Source organism: Pantoea sp. S62, from assembly GCF_016658625.1.
GTDB classification, from domain to species: domain Bacteria; phylum Pseudomonadota; class Gammaproteobacteria; order Enterobacterales; family Enterobacteriaceae; genus Pantoea; species Pantoea vagans.
In genome coordinates this window covers 104061-118217 of record NZ_JACVVI010000017.1, presented here as the reverse complement: position 1 = coordinate 118217, position 14157 = coordinate 104061, and the positions used below count along the sequence as shown (strand labels likewise).

Genomic DNA, 14157 nt, shown 5'->3' with positions numbered 1-14157 from the left:
CATGGGAACGGCGAGCCGATAACGGGCGCGCCTTCGCCTAAACCGAGGTTTCTGAGAAGCAATCACCTGGCCCTGCACCGGCCCGCACTGGCACACTTGCGGCCATTTGCGGAGAACTCAGCGTGCTGATTGGCTACATCAGGGTGTCAACAAATGACCAGAACACGGATCTACAGCGGATTGCGCTGCAGAGCGCAGATTGTGAACTGATTTTCGAGGACAGGATAAGCGGTAAAACCAGCGACAGGCCAGGGCTGAAAAAGGCGCTGCGCTGCCTGCAGCCCGGTGACACGCTGGTCGTGTGGAAGCTGGACCGGCTCGGCAGAAGTATGCGGCATCTGGTCATGCTGACTGAAGAGCTGAGAGAACGGGGCGTGAACTTCCGCAGCCTCACTGACAGCATCGATACCAGCACGCCGATGGGGCGGTTTTTCTTTCACGTCATGGGTGCCCTGGCGGAAATGGAACGCGAGCTGATCGTAGAGCGCACCCGCGCCGGGCTGGCCGCCGCGCGTGATAAAGGCCGCGTCGGTGGCAGGCGGCGAAAGATGACAGCGGAAACGGTGGAGCGTGCCCGGCGGATGCTGGCGCAGGGAGCAACGCTGCTGCAGGTGTCGCTGGTGCTGGACGTGTCAGAGAAAACGATTTACCGGTATATCCCGGCCCCGGAACAGAAAAAACTGCGCGAAAACGGCGCGTCTGTTGTGTCAGACACCGCACAACAGCCAGCGCGTGCCCCGTCATAGCGGACCATAGACCATAGCGGAACCCCTTCACAGGAGAACCGCCCTATGGCACAGGATTATCACCACGGCGTGCGCGTTGAGGAAATCAACGAAGGCACGCGAACTATCACCACCGTCAGCACCGCGATTGTCGGGCTGGTCTGTACCGGCGACGACGCCGACGCGGCCACCTTTCCGCTAAACCGCCCGGTGCTGTTAACCGACGTACTCGCAGCCAGCGGCAAGGCCGGAGAGTCCGGCACGCTGGCGCGCTCACTGGACGCCATCGCCGATCAGTCCAAACCCGTCACCGTCGTCGTGCGCGTGCCGCAGGGCGAAACCGAAGCGGAAACCACCGCCAACATTATCGGCGGCGTGACCGACGGTCAGCGCACCGGCATGAAGGCGCTGCTGGCCGCGCAGTCCGTCTGCGGCGTCAAACCCCGCATTCTCGGCGTGCCCGGCCACGACACCAAAGCCGTCGCCACCGAACTGCTGGGCGTGGCGCAGAGCCTGCGCGGCTTCGCCTACCTGTCCGCCTACGGCTGCAAGAGTGTTGAAGAGGCGATTGCCTACCGCAGCAACTTCAGCCAGCGCGAAGGGATGCTGATCTGGCCTGACTTCATCAGCTTTGACACCGTGATGAAGGCGGACGCGACGGCCTACTCCACCGCCCGCGCGCTGGGCCTGCGCGCCAAAATCGACGAGCAGACCGGCTGGCACAAGTCCCTGTCAAACGTCGGCGTGAACGGCGTCACCGGCATTTCAAAAGACGTCTTCTGGGACCTGCAGGATCCGGCCACTGATGCGGGCCTGCTGAACCAGAACGACGTCACCACGCTTATCCGTAAAGACGGCTTCCGCTTCTGGGGTTCCCGCTGCCTCAGCGACGATCCGCTGTTTCAGTTTGAGTGTTACACCCGCACCGCGCAGGTGCTGATGGACACGATGGCTGAAGGGCAGATGTGGTCCGTTGACGGAGCGCTGAACCCGTCGCTGGCCCGCGACATCATCGAGAGCATCCGCGCGAAGCTGCGCAGCCTGGTGACTCAGGGCTATCTGATTGGTGCGGACTGCTGGCTGGATGAGAGCGTTAACGATAAAGACACGCTCAAGGCGGGCAAGCTGCTGATCGATTACGACTACACGCCGGTGCCGCCGCTGGAAAACCTGCTGCTGCGCCAGCGCATCACAGACCAGTACCTGCTCGATTTCAGCAGCCGCGTCAGCGCATAAGGAGACGGAAAGATGGCATTACCCCGCAAACTCAAGCATCTGAACCTGTTCAACGCAGGCAACAACTGGCAGGGGCTGGTCGAGTCCGTGACGCTGCCGAAATTTACCCGCAAGTTTGAGAAGTATCGCGGCGGCGGCATGGCCGGTGCTGTGGACATTGACATGGGCCTGGACGATGGCGCGCTGGATACGGAATTCACCATTGGCGGTACCGAAGCGCTGCTGATTAAGCAGATGGGCACCACCACCGTGGACGGGATTCAGCTGCGCTTTACCGGCTCCATTCAGCGCGACGACACCGGCGAAGTACAGGCAGTCGAGCTGGTCACGCGCGGACGCTATAAGGAGCTGGACTCCGGCGAATGGAAAACCGGCGAATCCAGCACCACCAAAGTGTCCGGCACCAACAGCTATGCAAAGCTGACCATCAACGGCGAAGTGCTCTATGAGTGCGATCTGGTGAACATGATCGAAATCGTGGGCGGCACCGACCTGATGGAAGCGCACCGCAACGCGCTGGGCCTGTAATCATCCCGGCAGGCGCTGCGCCTGCCGCTTATCTCTCTTTTTAATGGAATCAAATCATGACTGACAAAACCACGCCAAATGAAAAAGTCGTTGAGCTGGACACCCCGATCCTGCGCGGCAAAACCGAAATCACCTCCGTCACCGTGCGCAAGCCGCAGTCCGGCGCGCTGCGCGGCACCCGCCTGCAGGCGCTGCTGGACATGGACGTGAACGCGCTGATCACCGTGCTGCCGCGCATTACCACCCCGGCGCTGACCACGGCGGAAATTAACGAAATGGACCCTGCCGATCTGGTCAGCCTGTCGGTGGAGGTGGTCACTTTTTTGCTGAAGAAGTCGGTCCTGTCGGATTTAGCGACGGCCTGACGGTAGACGATCTGGTGGCGGACATCGCCACCGTCTTTCACTGGCCGCCCTCCGTTACCGAGTCCATGACGCTGACCGAGGTTCTGGAGTGGCGGCACAAAGCAATCCTGAGACACAGGGCCAGCGATGAGTGATAAAAATCTGCGTTTACAGGTCTTGCTGGGCGCGGTCGATAAGCTGACGCGCCCCTTCCGCAGCGCCCGCGACAGCACGCGCGAGCTGGCCGGCACACTGCGCGACACGCGCAACACCCTCAAGGCGCTGGACGCACAGGCCGGGCGCATTGACGGCTTCCGTAAAACCCGCTCACAGCTTGCCATCACTGCTAACAACCTTAAAGCCGCCCGCGAAGAAGCGGCGCGGCTGGCCGTGCAGTTTGCGGAATCAAACAAGCCCACCGCTGCACAGGCCCGCGTGCTGGAGCAGGCAAAAAACCGCGCCAGCCAGCTGCAGCAGACTTACAACGGGCTGCGCCTGTCGGTGCAGCGTCAGCGTGAGGCGCTGGGCGCTGCCGGTATCGACACGAAGAAACTGAGCCAGGCACAGCGCGAACTTAAAAGTCAGTCGGACGAGGCGCGCGCCGCCATTGACCGGCAGCAGCAGTCGCTTAAAAAGCTGGGAGATCGGCAGGCAAAAATGCGCGCGGTACGTGAGCGCTATTCACGCTCGCTTGAGGTGCGCGACCGCGTGGCCGGTGCCGGTGCGGCAACATCCGCCGCCGGGCTGGCAATGGGCGCACCGGTGCTGGCCGCCGTGAAGTCTTCAGCGGCAATGGAAGACGCCATGAAGGGCGTGGCAAAGCAGGTCAACGGGCTGCGCGACGACAGCGGCAACCGCACAAAGCAGTTTTATGACATGCAGGCCGCCATCAAGGCCGCCAGTGAGCAGCTGCCGATGGAAAACGGCGCGATTGACTACGCCGCGCTGGTTGAGGGCGGCGCGCGCATGGGCGTGACGAACCAGAATGATTCTTATGAGGACCAGAAGCGCGACCTGATGGCCTTTGCCACCACGGCGGCGAAGGCGTCCACCGCGTTTGAACTGCCTGCCGGTGAGCTGGCCGAAGGGCTGGGCAAGATTGCGCAGCTGTATAAAATCCCCACGCGCAACATCGAGCAGCTGGGTGATGCGCTGAACTACCTGGACGATAACGCCATGTCCAAGGGTTCCGACATCATCGACGTACTGCAGCGCATGGGCGGCGTGGCCGACAGGCTGGACTACCGCAAGGCGGCTGCGCTCGGCTCAACCTTCCTCAGCCTGGGCGCAACGTCGGAAACCGCCGCCAGTGCGGCGAACGCGATGGTGCGCGAGCTTTCCGTTGCCACCATGCAGAGTGACCGCTTTATGGACGGCATGGATCTGCTGAAACTCGATCCGAAAAAGATTGAAAAGCAGATGACCACGGACGCCATGGGTACCATCCAGCGCGTGCTGGAAAAGGTCAACAACCTGCCGAAAGACAAACGCCTGACGGCTATGACAATGGTCTTCGGCAAGGAGTACGGCAAGGACGCGGCCAAACTCGCTAACAACATGCCGGAGCTGAGGCGACAGCTGCAGCTGACGCAGGGCGACGGGGCGAAAGGCTCCATGCAGAAAGAGTCAGATATCAACAAGGACTCGCTTTCTGCACAGTGGATGCTGACCAAAACCGGCGTTTCCAACACCATGAGCGGCCTGGGCGATTCGCTGCGCACGCCGCTGATGGACATCATGAACATGGTGAAGAAAGTCACCGGCGTAACCCGTCGCTGGGTGGAAAACAACAAGGAGCTGGCGGGCGCGCTGGTGAAGACTGCCGCCGTTCTCTCATTACTGGTGCTGGGTGCCGGGGCTTTTCTGGTGAGCCTCGCGGCTTTTTTTGGGCCGCTTGCGTTGCTCAGGTTCAGCTTTAACGTGCTGGGGATAAAAGCATTCAGTGCCTTCGGGCTGATTAAAAGCGCCATCGGCATCGTGGGGAACGGCGTGCTGTGGCTGGGGCGGCTGATGTTTGCAAACCCGATTCTGGCCGTTATCGGGCTGATTGCCGCCGGGGCGCTGCTTATCTGGCAGAACTGGGACACGCTGGGACCGAAACTTGCCGCCATGTGGGACGCTATCAGCACAAAGGTCAGCAGCATCTGGACCGCGATCCGCACCTACATCAGCACAAAGTGGGGGGAGATTGTTTCCGACGCGAAGGCGCTGCCCGCGCGTTTTCAGGAAGCGGGTTCACAGATGATTGACGGCCTGATGGCTGGTATCAGCCAGAAATGGGATGCGATTAAAAATAAGCTGTCGTCACTGACCGACTACCTGCCGGACTTCCTGAAGCCGGGCGCCGATAAGTCCGGCGGGCCGCAGCTGCCGCGTGCGGCGCAGGCAAAAACGGGCGGCGGTGTATCCCTGCCGCCGGGCGGGTTCCCCGGATTTGCGGGCATGTACGACAGCGGTGGCTTTATTCCGTCCGGGCAGTTCGGCGTTGCTGGTGAAAACGGGCCGGAACTGGTCAGCGGTCCGGCGAACGTGACCAGCCGCCGGAGCACTGCACGGCTGGCAGCACTGGCGGCGCTGACGCTGGGCGGTGCAGGAGCGACGGCGGAGGCTAAGCCACTGCACCCGCTCAGCCTGCCGGTTCAGGCGTACCGGCAGGAAGCACCGCGCATGAGAGGCAGTGCTGCACAGGGAGCTGCGCCGCAGATTCACGCCTCCTTCACCATTGTGCAGCAGCCGGGGCAGAGCCAGCAGGATCTGGTTGATGAGGTGATGCGCAGGCTGGAGGCAAAAGAGCGGCAGGCGCAGGCCCGCGCCCGCAGCAGTTACCGGGACAGGGGAGGATTTGAGGAATGATGATGACGCTGGGCTTATTTGTTTTCATGCTAAAAACGGTGCCCTATCAGGAACTGCAGTATCAGCGCAGCTGGCGTTTCCCGTCAAACAGCCGCGTGGGCGTGAGGCCGTCGCTGCAGTTTTTAGGCCCGGACAACGACACGCTGACGCTTTCCGGCGTGCTGCTGCCGGAGATTACCGGCGGCAGGCTGTCGCTGTTCGCGCTGGAGCAGATTGCGGAGCTGGGCCGTGCGTGGCCGCTTATCGAGGGCAGCGGGACGATTTACGGCATGTTCGTGATTGAAAGCCTGAGCCAGACCAAAGCGGAGTTCTTCAGCAGCGGTGTATGCCGCCGCATTGAATTCACGCTGACGCTGAAGCGCACCGATGAATCGCTGGGCGAGATGTTTGGCAGCCTCAGCGATCAGCTGTCTGCCATGCAGGGCGCAGCCGTCACCGCCGCCGGTAAGGTGAGCGCCGCAGCGGGAGGATTATTTTCATGATGACCATCCCGTGGATTAACGGCCAGCAGAACTCACCGGCGTTCCGGCTGACGATGGACGGCGCAGACATCACGCAGAAGCTGGAAAAGCGCCTGCTGAGCCTGACGCTCACTGACAACCGGGGCTTTGAGGCGGATCAGCTGGACATCGAGCTGGACGACGCGGACGGCCAGCTGCAGCTGCCGCGCCGGGGCGTCGTGCTGTCGCTGGCGCTGGGCTGGCAGGGTGAGGCACTTTTTCCGAAAGGCAGCTATGTGGTTGATGAAATCGAGCACAGCGGCACGCCTGACCGCCTGACGCTGCGGGCGCGCAGCGCGGACTTCCGGCAGACCCTGAACACGAAGCGGGAGAAGTCCTGGCACAAAACCACAGCGGGCGAAATTGTCCGGGATATCGCCGGGCGGCATAAGCTGAAGACGGCGATGGGTGAGGACATGGCTGCCGCAGAAATTGACCATATCGATCAGACCAACGAATCAGACGCCAGCTTTCTGATGCGCCTGGCTAAACAGTGCGGTGCGGTGGCCTGCGTCAAGGACGGAAATCTGCTGTTTATCCGGCAGGGACAGGGAAAAACGGCAAGCGGCAAGCCGCTGCCAGTGATGACCCTTCAGCGCAGGGACGGAGACAGCCACCGCTTCACCCTGGCGGACCGCGACGCTTACACCGGCGTGATAGCCAGCTGGCTGCACACACGCGAACCGGCAAAGAAGCCTGTGGCGAAGGTTAAGCGCAGACGACGAAAGACCACGACGAAGAAAAAGAAAGAGCCGGAGGCGAAGCAGGGGGATTACCTGATCGGCACGGACGAAAACGTGCTGGTACTAAGCCGCACTTACGCGAACCGGGGCAACGCCGAACGGGCGGCGAAAATGCAGTGGGAGCGCCTGCAGCGCGGTGCAGCGACGTTTTCCATTCAGCTGGCAAAGGGTCGCGCGGAGCTTTACACGGAAATGCCAGTGAAGGTCAGCGGCTTCAAGCGGCAGATTGATGATGGAGAGTGGATCATTACTACGCTGACTCACAGCCTTAGCGCGGATAGCGGCTTTACTACCAGTTTTGAACTCGAAGTGAAGATAGATTCATTGAATATGGAATAAGCCTTTAAAAAGTACGCAAAAACATTACAATCCATAGTAAAGTTCGTAAATGAGTTCAAATGCGAGGTGTATCAAAAATGATGAATTGTCCAATATGCGGGAATGCGGCACACACTCGCAGTAGCAGCCAAATTTCAAAGGAGACAAAAGAACGTTACAACCAGTGCCAGAATATAAACTGCAGTTGCACTTTCAAGTCCTTAGAAACTGTGTCATCAATCATTATGATGCCTGGAGAGGTAAAGCCTGTACCCCCACACCCTGGCCGAAATCATCAGCAAACGCTTTGGCTATGAGCGTTTGGCAAAAAAAAACACCCGCATATGCGGGTTTTTTTCTGTCAGAAAGCAATGAATTCTGCCGCCAATTTGCCGCCAATGGCGCTTTTTTGTTTACTTAAATTATTGTTTTAAATGGTTATAGTTGTGTCAGATTAAAATAGACCGATTTTCATGCAGATAACACTCTGTAAATACTGACTTTGGCGCAATTGTACCAGAAGCACCGCTGAATCAGGCATAATGAGCATGATTTTACACCAGACGGCGGAGATAACGTGCAGGACAGTGAACTGACAGAACAGTTTCTTGATGCGCTCTGGATTGAACGCAATCTGGCGCAGAATACTCTCTCCTCTTATCGTCAGGATCTTCAGACGCTGACCGGCTGGCTGACGCATCACCAGCTGACGCTGCTCAGCGTGACGCCGCTGGATCTGCAGCAGTTCCTGGCCGAACGGCTGGAGGGCGGCTACAAGGCGACCAGCTCAGCGCGGCTGCTCAGCGCGATGCGTCGCCTGTTCCAGTATCTTTATCGCGAAAAGCTGCGCCCGGACGATCCCAGCGCGTTGCTGTCCGCGCCAAAACTGCCGCAGCGTCTGCCGAAAGATCTCAGTGAAGCCCAGGTTGAGCGGCTGTTGCAGGCACCGGATACCAACATTCCGCTGGAGCTGCGCGACAAGGCGATGCTGGAGGTGCTCTATGCCACCGGCCTGCGCGTCTCTGAACTGACTGGACTGACGCTCAGCGACATCAGCCTGCGCCAGGGCGTCGTGCGGGTTATCGGTAAAGGCGATAAAGAGCGGCTGGTGCCGTTAGGTGAAGAAGCGGTTTACTGGCTGGAGCAATATATGGAACATGGTCGCCCATGGCTGCTCAATGGTCAGACGCTGGACGTGATGTTTCCCAGTAATCGGGCACAGCAGATGACGCGCCAGACCTTCTGGCATCGCATCAAGCATTACGCCACGCTGGCGGGGATCGACAGCGAAAAGTTATCGCCGCATGTGATGCGTCACGCCTTTGCGACCCATCTGCTGAACCACGGCGCGGATCTGCGTGTCGTACAGATGCTGCTGGGACATAGCGATCTCTCTACCACCCAAATTTATACGCACGTTGCCACTGAGCGCCTGCGTCAGTTGCATCAACAACACCATCCGCGAGCCTGATTCGCGGCCATAAGGATAAAAATGAACAAGCATTTTGCCATGCTGGCCCTGTTAGCCAGCGCCTTTTCCGGTCTGGCACAGGCCGATGACAGCGCCATTCAGCAATCTCTTAAAAAGCTCGGTCTGAACCAGACGGAGATCAGCCCGTCACCGCTGCCGGGATTTAAAACCGTGCTGTCGGAAAGCGGCGTGCTCTATGTGACCGATGACGGCAAACATATGATTCAGGGCCCGCTCTATGATGTCAGCGGCAAACAGCCGGTCAACGTCACCAACCAGCTGCTGGACAAAAAAGTCGAGGCGCTGGTGCCGGAAATGATCGTCTATAAAGCGCCAAAAGAGCAGCATGTGATCACGGTCTTCACCGACATCACCTGCGGCTACTGTCACAAGCTGCACGAGCAGATGGCGGACTACAATGCGCTGGGCATCACCGTGCGCTACCTGGCGTTTCCGCGTGAAGGGCTGAATGGTCAGATCGAACCAGCGATGAAAGCGATCTGGTGCAGCGCTGATCGCAATAAAGCGTTCGATGAGGCGATGAAAGGCAATGCACCGAAAATGGCCGCGCCGGACAGCTGCAAAATCGATATTGCTCAGCACTACAAACTGGGCGTGCTGTTCGGCATTCAGGGCACTCCCGCGATGCTGACCGACACCGGCATGATGATCCCGGGTTATCAGTCGCCGCAGGAGCTGAAGCAGGTGCTGGACAATCAGAAGCGTGGTGGTTAATCGGTGTTAAAACAGGAAGTGGAACTGCGTCGCCGGGAGGTGACGGTTGATGATGCGCTGCCGGCTACGCTGCCGCCGCTGCTGAAACGACTCTATCTGCAACGCGGCGTGTGCGACGCCGCGGAACTGGAGCGCGGTGCGAAAAACCTGCTGCCGTATCAGTCCTTAAGCGGGATTGAGAGCGCTGTGGCGCTGCTGCACCAGGCGCTGCTGGATGGGCGTCGCATTATGGTGGTGGGCGACTTTGATGCCGATGGCGCAACCAGTACTGCGCTGACGGTGATGGCGCTGCGCAGCATGGGGGGCGGCAACGTGCAGTATCTGGTGCCTAACCGCTTTGAAGATGGTTATGGCCTCAGTCCGGAAGTGGTTGAGCAGGCGCGCGCGCGCGGTGCCGCGATGATCCTGACGGTCGATAACGGCATCTCCTCTCATGCCGGTGTGGAATGCGCACATCAGCACGGTATTCCGGTGCTGATTACCGATCACCATCTGCCGGGCGAAACCTTACCGGCCGCTGAGGCGATCGTGAATCCCAATCTGCCGGACTGCAACTTTCCCTCACGTGCGCTGGCGGGCGTTGGCGTCGCGTTCTATCTGATGCTGGCACTGCGCGCCCATCTGCGTACCCAGGGCTGGTTTGGCGCTACCCGCGCTGAACCGAATCTGGCGGATATGCTGGATCTGGTGGCGCTCGGCACGGTAGCCGATGTGGTGCCGCTCGACGTTAATAACCGCATTCTGGTGTGGCAGGGGCTCAGCCGTATCCGGGCCGGAAAATGTCGGCCAGGCATCCGGGCGCTGCTGGAGATTGCGAATCGCGATGCGCGTCAGCTGGCGGCCAGCGATCTCGGTTTCGCGCTGGGGCCGCGGCTCAACGCCGCAGGCCGCCTCGACGATATGTCGGTGGGCGTAGCGCTGTTAATGACCGACGATCTCAGCCAGGCGCGCATGCTGGCCAGTGAACTGGATGCGCTGAACCAGACGCGCAAAGAGATAGAGCAGGGCATGCAGAGCGAAGCGCTGGCGCTGTGTCAGGCGCTGGAGCGTGAACAGAGCGATCTGCCGCTGGGACTGGCCTTTTATCATCCCGAATGGCATCAGGGCGTGGTGGGCATTCTCGCCTCTCGTCTGAAAGAGCGTTTCCATCGTCCGGTCATTGCCTTTGCGCCGGCCGGCGACGGCACGCTGAAAGGTTCGGGCCGTTCGATTGCCGGTCTGCATCTGCGCGACGCACTCGAGCGTCTGGACACGCTGAATCCAGGCCTGATGCTGAAGTTCGGCGGTCACGCCATGGCGGCCGGTTTATCGCTGGAAACCGCACGTTACGAGGAGTTTCGTCAGCGCTTTGCCGACCTTGTCGGTGAGTGGCTGGATGGCGAATCGCTGCAGGGCATCATCTGGTCCGATGGCGCGTTACAGCCGCAGGAGTTTTCGCTGCAGACCGCAGAGATGCTGCGCGAAGCCGGTCCCTGGGGCCAGGCGTTCCCGGAACCCGCGTTTGACGGCAAATTTAAGCTGCTGCAACAGCGTCTGGTGGGCGAGCGTCATCTGAAAGTGATGGTCGAGCCGCTTAATGGTGGGCCGCTGATCGATGGTATCGCCTTTAATGTCGATACCACGCTTTGGCCCGACAGCAGCATTCGTCAGGTCGAACTGGCGTATAAGCTGGATATTAATGAGTATCGCGGTAACCGCTCAGTGCAGCTGATCATCGACCATATCTGGCCGCTGAACTGAGTCAGACAGGCTGTCGCGACTCTCCGGCCACGGCAGATGCGCGACAGCCTGATTATCCCCTGCATTAACCCGCTACCTGCGAGCATGTCGACGCGCTGCAAGACGCAAATGCGACACGTCACACAACCCCGGCATCCGCCCGCTGTCTCAGCGCTACAATCTGCCGCCAGTTTCGGGTAAACTTGTGCGTTAATTTTCCTGTCCCATCGAACATAAGAAAGACGCTAAAGCCATGTTTGAAATCAACCCGGTCAAAAACCGTATTCAGGACCTCAGTGAGCGCAGCGACGTTCTTCGGGGGTATCTTTGACTACGATGCCAAGAAAGAACGCCTCGAAGAAGTAAACGCCGAGCTGGAACAGCCCGATGTCTGGAACGAACCTGAGCGTGCTCAGGCGCTGGGCAAAGAGCGCTCCTCGCTGGAAGCCATCGTGCAGACGCTGGAACAGATGTCGCAGGGCCTGGAAGATGTGCAGGGTCTGCTTGAGCTGGCCGTAGAAGCGGAAGACGAAGAGACCTTCAACGAAGCCGTTGCCGAGCTGGATGTCCTTGAGGGCAAGCTGGGCGAACTGGAATTCCGCCGCATGTTCTCCGGCGAGTATGACAGCGCCGACTGCTACATCGATCTGCAGGCGGGTTCCGGCGGCACCGAAGCGCAGGACTGGGCCAGCATGCTGATGCGTATGTATCTGCGTTGGGCCGAAGCAAAAGGCTTCAAAACCGAAATTATCGAAGAGTCTGAAGGTGAAGTTGCGGGCATCAAGTCGGTGACCATTCGCGTGTCAGGCGACTACGCCTTTGGCTGGTTGCGCACCGAAACGGGCGTGCATCGCCTGGTGCGTAAGAGCCCATTCGACTCCGGCGGCCGTCGTCACACCTCCTTCAGCTCAGCCTTTATTTACCCGGAAGTGGATGACGATATTGATATCGACATCAACCCAGCCGATCTGCGCATTGACGTCTATCGTGCGTCGGGTGCGGGCGGCCAGCACGTTAACCGGACCGAATCTGCGGTGCGTATTACCCATATTCCAACCGGTACCGTCACCCAGTGTCAGAACGACCGTTCTCAGCACAAGAACAAAGATCAGGCAATGAAGCAGATGAAAGCGAAGCTGTACGAGCTTGAGATGCAAAAGAAAAATGCTGAGAAACAGGCGCTGGAGGACAACAAGTCCGACATTGGCTGGGGAAGTCAGATCCGTTCTTACGTTCTCGATGATGCACGCATCAAAGATCTGCGCACAGGCGTAGAGACGCGTAACACCCAGGCGGTGCTGGACGGCGATCTGGATCGTTTCATTGAAGCTAGTTTAAAAGCAGGGTTATAGACATGTCTGAACAACAACCGCAGAGCGCTGATGCCGCCGTTGAGTTAAATAACGAACTGAAAACGCGCCGTGAAAAGCTGAGCGCGCTGCGTGCCAACGGTCTGGCGTTTCCCAACGATTTCCGTCGTGACAGCCTTTCGAACCAGCTGCTGGAAAGCTATGGCGAGAAGAGCAACGAAGAGCTGGAAGCGCTGGGTATCGAAGTCAGCGTCGCCGGCCGCATGATGACCCGCCGTATCATGGGTAAAGCCTCTTTCGTCACCCTGCAGGATGTGGGCGGCCGGATTCAGCTTTACGTTTCACGTGACGATCTGGCGGAAGGCATCTACAACGAGCAGTTTAAGAAATGGGACCTCGGCGATATCCTGGGTGCGCGTGGCAAACTGTTCAGAACCAAGACCGGCGAACTGTCGATTCACTGTTCAGAACTGCGTCTGCTGACCAAAGCACTGCGCCCGCTGCCGGATAAGTTCCACGGCCTGGCCGATCAGGAAACCCGTTACCGTCAGCGTTACCTTGATCTGATCGCCAACGAAGAGTCTCGCAACACCTTCAAAATTCGTTCGCAGATCATGGCCGGTATTCGCCAGTTCATGGTGGGCCGCGACTTTATGGAAGTGGAAACCCCGATGATGCAGGTGATCCCGGGCGGTGCCTCTGCGCGTCCGTTTATCACCCATCACAATGCGCTGGATATCGACATGTATCTGCGTATTGCGCCAGAGCTCTACCTGAAGCGTCTGGTGGTGGGCGGCTTCGATCGCGTATTCGAGATCAACCGTAACTTCCGTAACGAAGGTATTTCGCCACGTCATAACCCAGAGTTCACCATGATGGAACTCTATATGGCTTATGCGGATTACAAAGATCTGATCGAGCTGACCGAAAGCCTGTTCCGTACGCTGGCGCAGGATGTGCTGGGCAGCATGGTTGTGCCTTACGGCGAGCAGGAGTTTGATTTCGGCAAGCCGTTTGAAAAACTGACCATGCGTGAAGCGATTAAGAAATACCGTCCGGAAACGGATCTGGCCGATCTGGAAGACTTCGACAAAGCCGTGGCGATTGCACAATCCCTGCACATCAAAGTAGAGAAGAGCTGGGGTCTGGGCCGCGTCGTGACCGAGATCTTCGAAGAGACGGCAGAAGCGCATCTGATTCAGCCAACCTTCATTACCGAATATCCGGCTGAAGTCTCTCCGCTGGCCCGCCGTAATGACGAGAACCCGGAAATCACCGATCGCTTTGAGTTCTTCATTGGTGGTCGTGAAATCGGCAATGGCTTCTCCGAGCTGAACGATGCAGAAGATCAGGCTGAGCGTTTCCTGCAGCAGGTGAATGCCAAAGATGCGGGTGACGACGAAGCGATGTTCTACGACGAAGACTATGTCACCGCACTGGAACACGGTCTGCCGCCAACCGCGGGTCTGGGCATCGGTATTGACCGTATGGTGATGCTGTTTACCAACAGCCACACTATCCGTGATGTGATCCTGTTCCCGGCATTGCGTCCAGGCAGCAAGTAAGTCTGACTGTTCTCAGAAAAGGCCGGGCATCCCGGCCTTTTTTATATCTGCTGTTCGCCTCGCCATGCTTGAGTCATGCCGCTTCCTCTGCCAGGCTGAATGTCTCAACC

General features: G+C 58.9%; 14 protein-coding genes. All 14 read left to right on the top strand.

Annotated features, from left to right (window positions below):
• Positions 1 to 122: 122 nt before the first annotated feature.
• Complete coding sequence (locus IBT54_RS20500) at positions 123 to 746, top strand: recombinase family protein (RefSeq protein WP_064690379.1); 624 nt, start codon at positions 123 to 125, stop codon at positions 744 to 746.
• Positions 747 to 791: 45 nt separating this feature from the next.
• Positions 792 to 1961, top strand: coding sequence for a phage tail sheath protein (locus IBT54_RS20495; RefSeq protein ID WP_201252839.1), 1170 nt, complete (start codon positions 792 to 794; stop codon positions 1959 to 1961).
• Positions 1962 to 1973: 12 nt separating this feature from the next.
• A complete protein-coding gene (locus IBT54_RS20490) occupies positions 1974 to 2489 on the top strand; it encodes a phage major tail tube protein (RefSeq protein ID WP_060680951.1) in 516 nt (171 codons plus the stop codon).
• A 56-nt stretch (positions 2490 to 2545) separates the two neighbouring features.
• Positions 2546 to 2854 carry a phage tail assembly protein gene (locus IBT54_RS20485; RefSeq protein WP_060680948.1) on the top strand — a complete coding sequence of 103 codons (309 nt, stop codon included), beginning with the start codon at positions 2546 to 2548 and terminating at the stop codon, positions 2852 to 2854.
• 14 nt (positions 2855 to 2868) lie between these two features.
• On the top strand, positions 2869 to 2988 hold the full coding sequence (locus IBT54_RS20480; protein ID WP_033786692.1) for a GpE family phage tail protein: 120 nt from the start codon (positions 2869 to 2871) through the stop codon (positions 2986 to 2988).
• Positions 2981 to 5686: a phage tail tape measure protein gene (locus tag IBT54_RS20475; protein WP_201252838.1), complete on the top strand. Its 2706-nt coding sequence runs from the start codon at positions 2981 to 2983 to the stop codon at positions 5684 to 5686. Before IBT54_RS20480 ends, IBT54_RS20475 begins: the two co-directional genes overlap by 8 nt.
• Positions 5683 to 6168, top strand: coding sequence for a phage tail protein (locus tag IBT54_RS20470; protein WP_187512336.1), 486 nt, complete (start codon positions 5683 to 5685; stop codon positions 6166 to 6168). Before IBT54_RS20475 ends, IBT54_RS20470 begins: the two co-directional genes overlap by 4 nt.
• A complete protein-coding gene (locus tag IBT54_RS20465) occupies positions 6165 to 7268 on the top strand; it encodes a phage late control D family protein (RefSeq protein ID WP_201252837.1) in 1104 nt (367 codons plus the stop codon). The genes IBT54_RS20470 and IBT54_RS20465 overlap by 4 nt, the downstream gene beginning before the upstream one ends.
• A gap of 77 nt (positions 7269 to 7345) precedes the next feature.
• On the top strand, positions 7346 to 7564 hold the full coding sequence (locus IBT54_RS20460; RefSeq protein ID WP_073970567.1) for an ogr/Delta-like zinc finger family protein: 219 nt from the start codon (positions 7346 to 7348) through the stop codon (positions 7562 to 7564).
• Between the two features lie 260 nt (positions 7565 to 7824).
• A complete protein-coding gene (xerD, locus tag IBT54_RS20455; RefSeq protein WP_013358934.1) occupies positions 7825 to 8718 on the top strand; it encodes a site-specific tyrosine recombinase XerD in 894 nt (297 codons plus the stop codon).
• A gap of 21 nt (positions 8719 to 8739) precedes the next feature.
• The gene (gene dsbC / locus IBT54_RS20450) at positions 8740 to 9453 is read left to right on the top strand and encodes a bifunctional protein-disulfide isomerase/oxidoreductase DsbC (RefSeq protein WP_013358933.1); all 714 of its coding nucleotides are present in this window, start codon (positions 8740 to 8742) and stop codon (positions 9451 to 9453) included.
• A gap of 3 nt (positions 9454 to 9456) precedes the next feature.
• The gene (recJ, locus tag IBT54_RS20445; protein WP_147790018.1) at positions 9457 to 11193 is read left to right on the top strand and encodes a single-stranded-DNA-specific exonuclease RecJ; all 1737 of its coding nucleotides are present in this window, start codon (positions 9457 to 9459) and stop codon (positions 11191 to 11193) included.
• A gap of 232 nt (positions 11194 to 11425) precedes the next feature.
• Positions 11426 to 12524, top strand: a protein-coding gene (gene prfB / locus IBT54_RS20440; protein WP_098052461.1) for a peptide chain release factor 2 whose coding sequence is annotated in 2 segments (ribosomal slippage) — positions 11426 to 11500 and positions 11502 to 12524 — 1098 coding nt in all. Because the reading frame shifts where the segments join, the coding sequence is not laid out codon by codon here.
• Between the two features lie 2 nt (positions 12525 to 12526).
• Positions 12527 to 14047: a lysine--tRNA ligase gene (gene lysS, locus IBT54_RS20435; protein ID WP_201252836.1), complete on the top strand. Its 1521-nt coding sequence runs from the start codon at positions 12527 to 12529 to the stop codon at positions 14045 to 14047.
• The last annotated feature ends 110 nt before the right edge of the window (positions 14048 to 14157 follow it).